Annotated in this window: 6 protein-coding genes; 5 read left to right on the forward strand and 1 reads right to left on the reverse strand. The window is 51.4% G+C overall.

Annotated features, from left to right (window positions below; all coding sequences use genetic code 11):
- Positions 1–37 precede the first annotated feature (37 nt).
- Positions 38–802, reverse strand: a complete 765-nt coding sequence (locus DDZ15_RS01085) for a patatin-like phospholipase family protein (protein ID WP_109643984.1) — start codon at positions 800–802, stop codon at positions 38–40.
- Positions 803–886: 84 nt separating this feature from the next.
- Here DDZ15_RS01085 and DDZ15_RS01090 point away from each other — a divergent pair, with 84 nt between their 5' ends.
- The 5 genes from DDZ15_RS01090 to DDZ15_RS01110 all read left to right on the forward strand — a co-directional run bounded on the left by DDZ15_RS01090 (position 887) and on the right by DDZ15_RS01110 (position 6,105).
- Complete coding sequence (locus DDZ15_RS01090) at positions 887–1,843, forward strand: ring-cleaving dioxygenase (RefSeq protein ID WP_158278579.1); 957 nt, start codon at positions 887–889, stop codon at positions 1,841–1,843.
- A 102-nt stretch (positions 1,844–1,945) separates the two neighbouring features.
- Entirely contained in the window at positions 1,946–2,614 is a 669-nt protein-coding gene (locus DDZ15_RS01095) for an alpha/beta hydrolase (RefSeq protein WP_109643989.1), read from the forward strand.
- A 58-nt stretch (positions 2,615–2,672) separates the two neighbouring features.
- Complete coding sequence (locus DDZ15_RS01100; protein ID WP_109643991.1) at positions 2,673–4,214, forward strand: cation:proton antiporter family protein; 1,542 nt, start codon at positions 2,673–2,675, stop codon at positions 4,212–4,214.
- A 27-nt stretch (positions 4,215–4,241) separates the two neighbouring features.
- The gene (locus DDZ15_RS01105) at positions 4,242–4,901 is read left to right on the forward strand and encodes a DsbA family protein (RefSeq protein WP_109643993.1); all 660 of its coding nucleotides are present in this window, start codon (positions 4,242–4,244) and stop codon (positions 4,899–4,901) included.
- Between the two features lie 316 nt (positions 4,902–5,217).
- Entirely contained in the window at positions 5,218–6,105 is an 888-nt protein-coding gene (locus tag DDZ15_RS01110) for an SDR family oxidoreductase (protein WP_109643995.1), read from the forward strand.
- Positions 6,106–6,254: the final 149 nt, after the last annotated feature.

Here is a 6,254-nt window from a genome sequence, read left to right on the forward strand (position 1 = left end):
CTCTGCCCGGATGATGGCTGCATCAGTTATGTATGACTCAGGATGCAGAGAGTGCGTCCATAGCTGCCCGGTAACCCTCTTCAATCAGCTTTTTCGTCTGACCCGTATCGGCCCGGCTGTACGCGCTCAGGCTGGGCCTGATCCAGAATACACGCTCCTCTTTCACCTGCTCGCGTATCATATTGTTCAGCCCGATATCGAACGTATTGGAAAGCACGTCAACTATGTCATCAGGGCGCCGGAATTCCCTGTTTGTGGTAAGATCCACGCCAATAATGTCTTCTGCACCCAACTTCCTGAGGGGAGTTACAGGCACATTCTCACATAAAAATCCATCCACAAGCAGATTCTCTTCCCATTCAACGGGTGCAAAGATTCCCGGCAGACAGGCGCTTGCCATTACAGCTTTGTAGAGCGGTCCTTTTTCCAGAACAATCTTTTTACCCGTAGAAATGTCCGTGGCTATCATTCGAAGGGGTATGTTCGACTCTTCTATATTTACTCTCCCGAACTGATCAAGGATCATTTTCCCCAGCTTTTCATTGTTCAGGAGACCCAGCCTGGACAATTTGAAACTTGTTACGTCCAGCCAGTCCAGTTCCAAAGCGATCTCTTCCAGGTCTTCGAGTGATGTACCAAACGCGATATGCGCAGCTACAAACGCACCGATGCTTGTACCTGAAATGTATTTTGGCTCAATTTCGTGCTCCTGAAACGCTTTCATCACGCCTACGTGTGCGGCTCCCAGTGCCGCGCCACCACCCAGTGCAATGCCGGTTTCTTTAAATCTTTCCTTATTCATGGAAATCCGCTATATTTAGTTTAATGTTAAACTATTTTGAACCCATAAATGTTGCAATCAATAAACAGCAACAAAAAAAGAACCATGATGAACAGTGCAATTAACGGTATCCATCACATCACGGCGGTGTCCGGTCCGCCGCAGGCAAATTATGAATTCTACAGGAATATCCTCGGTCTGCGGTTTATCAAAAAAACCATCAACTTCGATGACCCGTTTACCTACCACCTCTACTACGGCAATCACCGGGCAACTCCCGGCAGCGCCATAACCTTTTTCCCCTGGCAGCATGTGGTAGAAGGCAGCCCCGGACACGGCGAAACAACCGTGGTACAGTATACGATTCCCGCGGGAACTACCGAATGGTGGAAGGAGCATCTCCGCAAAGAAGGTATTGAGACCGCCGGACAAAATGAACGTTTCGGTTTTCCGCATTTACGGTTTAGAGACAATGACGGCATGATGCTGGAACTCACCGAAGATCCGGATGACCGTCTGCCGCAGACCAAAGGGTATGGCCGGGTGGACGATGGACATGCCATTCGCGGTTTTTTCGGAGCCACACTCAGCCTCTCCGACACAGGTCGTACTGCAGAACTTCTGAATGAGATGGGCTGGAAACGGAACGGAGAGGAAAATGGGCACGAACGCTACGAATCCAACCCTGAAAACGGGCTTGGTAAGTTTGTGGACCTGAAAAGTGAACCGGAACGTCACGGTCGATTCGGCAAGGGCTCCGTCCACCACATTGCATTCAGGGTGCCCGACGACGAGGCCCAGGCCGCATGGCGGGAAAAGATCCGTAAAATGGGATTTGACGTGACACCGGTACAAAACCGGGACTACTTCCGGTCGATCTACTTCAGGGAGCACGGAGGGGTATTGTTTGAAATTGCCACCGACATCCCCGGATTCGATGTGGATGAACCGTTTGATGAATTGGGATCCGCCTTGAAACTCCCGTCATGGTACGAAAAACACCGCGAAGAGATCGAAGCCCGGCTCCCCGAACTCCATACGAAAGAAGAGTTGAACGGATGAACAGAAAAACAGAAGAACAGAAGAACCGAGCAATAGAACAACTGACAACGTACAACTAACCACTAAAAACCAAACACTAAAAACTAACCACTAACCACCACCATGTTCCAAGCCAATTCCGAAAACCCATTTAAAGGCCCGCATCAATCCGGACAGACCCTGACGGCCGGAGCCGATCCCGGATCAGCATCCGGTGCCATGATCATGATCCACGGGCGCGGCGCCACCGCCGAAAGTATCCTTATGCTGGCCAATGAATTCGGGGAAAACAGCCTGCATCTGACAGCGCCGCAGGCATCCGGATTTCAGTGGTATCCCTACTCATTTCTGGCACCCACAGAGCGAAACGAGCCCGGTTTGTCCTCGGGCCTGCAGGCCATACACGACATCCGGATGAGTCTGAATGAACAGGGCGTCCCCGATAAGAAAATCATCCTGCTCGGGTTCTCCCAGGGAGCCTGCCTTGCATCAGAATATGTGGCGCGCCACCCCGCCCGCTACGGCGGACTCATTGCTTTCAGCGGCGGACTGATCGGAGATGAGCTGAATCCGGATTCCTATATGGGCTCGCTCGATCACACTCCCGTTTTTATGGGCTGCTCGGATATCGATCCTCACATTCCTGAAGAGCGCGTTCATGAGAGCGCAGACATTTTTAAGAGGCTTGGCGCTTCCGTTCAGGTAAAAATCTATCCGCAGATGGGCCACACAGTAAATGAGGATGAAATCCACAGTGCAAAAGAGATCATACAGTCCGTGATAAGCGTCTGAAGATTCTTATATTCTTCGCTTGCAGTCACAGTCATACTCATACTCAAAACAGCACTGAATGGATATTATCTGGATCGGAGTTGCATTTGTTGCCGGATTCCTGGTTTCACGTGTTCAGATTCCGCCCCTTGTCGGTTATCTGATCGCAGGCTTATCGCTTGCACTCTACGGATATGAGCCAAGCTATATGCTTGGAGAAATTGCGCATCTGGGCGTACTTTTTCTCCTTTTTACTGTTGGCCTGCACATCCGCATCAAGAATATCCTGCGGCCTGATATACTTGGAATCGGCTTAAGTCACCTTGCCATTTCCACCGCCATCTTCTTGCCGGTGAGCCTCTGGTTCGGCTACAGCACCTCCTCCGCACTGATTATCTCAATCATTCTGGGCTTTTCGAGCACGGTTTTGACTGCAAAGAACCTGGAACGGCGAAACGAACTGGGGGCTTTTTACGGCCGTGCGGCAATCGGGATACTGATCCTTCAGGACCTGGTGGCCATCGCCATTATTGCTTTTACGGGCGGCAGCACACCATCGCTTTGGGCTCTCGCTCTTTTTGCGCTTCCGGTCATCAGGCCTGTTCTGGTCCACTTTTTGGGCAGCATACGTGAGGACGAACTCTGGATGCTGTTTGGCCTTGGACTGGCACTGGGAGGTGCGGCACTCTTTGAGTTTTTTCACCTCTCGGGTGAGCTGGGAGCCCTCGCTGCCGGAATGATGCTGGCTTCCGATGAACGGGCCGATCAGATCGGCAAAAAGATGTGGAGCATCAAGGAAGCATTTCTGGTAGGGTTTTTCCTTGAAATCGGCCTGACCGGATTTCCATCGTCCGACAGCTACTACTTCATCGGCGTATTGCTTCTGCTGCTGCCGGTCAAATTCATCCTCTTCTACCTGCTCTTCATGGCGTTTAAATTTCGTGCAAGAACCGGCTTTCTTGCGTCGACAACCCTGACAGCCTATAGTGAGTTCACCCTCATCGCAGGGGTTGTAGCCAGCTCCAACGGATACATTCCGGAAGAGTCAATTGTGGTGCTCGGCCTCCTTACAGCGATCTCCTACGCGCTCAACTCCCCCTTTACGCAGCATGAAGAGAAAATCTGGAGACGATGGGAGAATTTTCTGTTTAAATTTGAGCGGGATACCAAACACCCTGAGCACGAAACGGTATCTCTGGGTTCCGCTGAATTTCTCATTGTCGGAATGGGCAATGCCGGACGAGCCGCCTACGACAAACTGAGGGAACAGGGCAAACCGGTTGTAGGGATGGACATTGATCCCGACCGGATCGAGCGAAACCTGAAAGCCGGCCGGCGTGTAGTTTACGGAGACATCCAGGACACCGATTTGTGGACCAACATCGACATCGAAAAAATCAGGTCGGTCATGATTGCAATGGGCAATCAGCTGGTTAAGGAAAATGCCACCAGAACACTGCGTCTCTCCGGATACAAAGGCCTTATCTACGTACTCACCATGCGCGAAGAGGAAGCCGAAGTGATGCGGCGTGCGGGTGCAAGCGCGGTCTCGATCCCCATTAAGGAAGCCGGCGAGCGTCTTGCAGAACTCAGCGCAGAACTGAACGATGACAGCCCATAAATCGATTGAGTCTAAAACCGGAAGAACATGTCACCTAAACCGACACTTATATACGCATACGATCCGCTTTGCGGGTGGTGTTTCGGATTTCACCCCGTCATGGAAAAACTGGCCGAAAGATTCACTGATGACCTGCAAGTACGGGTGATTCCCGGGGGTCTGGCTGTAGACGATAATGCTCAGCCCATTCGGGAGGGGTACAGCTACATCTCCGGTGCACTTGAACAGGTTGAGAAGACCACTGGTGTTTCATTCGGAAAAAATTTCAGGCTGCTTGCTGAAGAGGGCAGCTACCTGTACGACTCCATGCCTTCCTGCATCGCTCAAAATACGATAAACCTGCTGAACCCTTCTCTCTCCCTTAGGTTCGCCGGACTGATGCAGCACGCTCTCTTTGTGGAGGGACGAGATCTGAATGATCCGGATACTTTCCTTGAACTGATTGTAGAGAACAGGCTGGATGTGGACAAAAACGCGTTTCTCAATCATTTTCAGAGCCGTGAAATGCACAACAGAACGCGCGAACTCTTTGAATGGTGCCGGGAGGCCGGAGCAGCTGCCTTTCCCACACTCCTTCTGGAGCTTGGCGAAGAAACGGGGCTTATTTCCCGCGGTTACCGGCCCTACGACACCATCGAGTCGCACCTTCACCACCTTGTACTAAACTATAACAAACTTGCTCAATAACGTCAGTTCGATTTAAGAATCTGGAAAAAGCGTCTCCCCTCCTTCGCAAGTAGGGGGCGGGGGTGGTTACAACTCGTTGAGCAAGACTCAAACTGAAAAATTAACTCATTGGCCTGTCTCAACCACCCCTTATCCATTGGGATCCCTGCGGGGAAATCCCCTCCCTGATAAGGTGGTCACGAAACTTCGGTGTGACTGCCCAATTCAAAGATTTTATTTCGAACTCACGTTAAATTATAATGCTCCCTGTAGAACAGGCAAGGGAGCACACAGGGCGCCGGATTCCGGATTTCGTAAAACAACAAATAAGAGAATTATGAATCAATCACCCTCAATTGTAGTCATTGGCGCTACCGGCATGCTGGGTTCACGCGTAACCCGTGTACTGCACGAAAACGGTTTTGACGTGACGGCAGCCGTACGGGATCCCGAAAAAGCCAGAAAGATGCCTCAGCTTGAGGGGATGCGAATAACCTACGCAGATCTGAGCCAACCGGAGACCCTCGAGACGGTGATGGCGGGTGCAGACTATCTTTATATCAACGTCAGCACTGCACCGGATGAGCGCAATGCTTCATTTAAAACAGAGATTGACGGGTTATCCAACGCAATTCGGGCTGCAGAAAAGGCGGGCGTCCAGAGAATTGGCTTCCTGTCTTCCCTGGTGAAGGATTACGAAGCCGGCTGGTGGGTGTTCGACATCAAGCGCAAAGCGGTTGACCTGCTGCGTACCTGCTCTCTGCCCATCACCATATTCTATCCGTCCAGTTTTTTTGAAAACCTGACCGAGCTGCAGCTCAAGGGGAACAGGGTGCTGATCGCCGGGCGGCAGGAAACCCAAAGCTGGTGGATTGGAACTCAGGATTACGGCAAAATGGTGGCTCAGGCATTCCGCCAGGATCACGGGGAAAACAGGGAGTACACCGTTCAGGGCCCGGAGCCGTTCAGTATGGATGAAGCGGTCGACGAGTTTATTGATAACGTCACTTCCCGGAACCTGAAAAAATTGCGCACCCCCATGTGGGTCTTCAGGATGCTGAAACCATTCTCCAAAACGATCGATTTTCAGTATAACATTCTCAACGCGATCAACAGGTACGATGAACAGTTTCAGTCGGAAGTAACGTGGAAAGAGCTGGGAAAACCAAAAATGACCCTCAGCGACTTTGCGCATAGTTTTGACGAAAAGCAGCACAGCAAGTGAGTGCGGGGTGCGGGCTTCAGGCTTCAGGCTTCAGGCTTCAGGCTTCAGGCTTCAGGCTTCAGGCTTCAGGCTTCAGGCTTCAGGCTTCAGGCTTCAGGCTTCAGGCTTCAGGCTTCAGGCTTCAGGCTTCAGGCTTCAGGCTTCAGGCT

The sequence above is a fragment of the Rhodohalobacter mucosus genome (genome assembly GCF_003150675.1).
Taxonomy (GTDB): Bacteria; Bacteroidota; Rhodothermia; order Balneolales; family Balneolaceae; genus Rhodohalobacter; species Rhodohalobacter mucosus.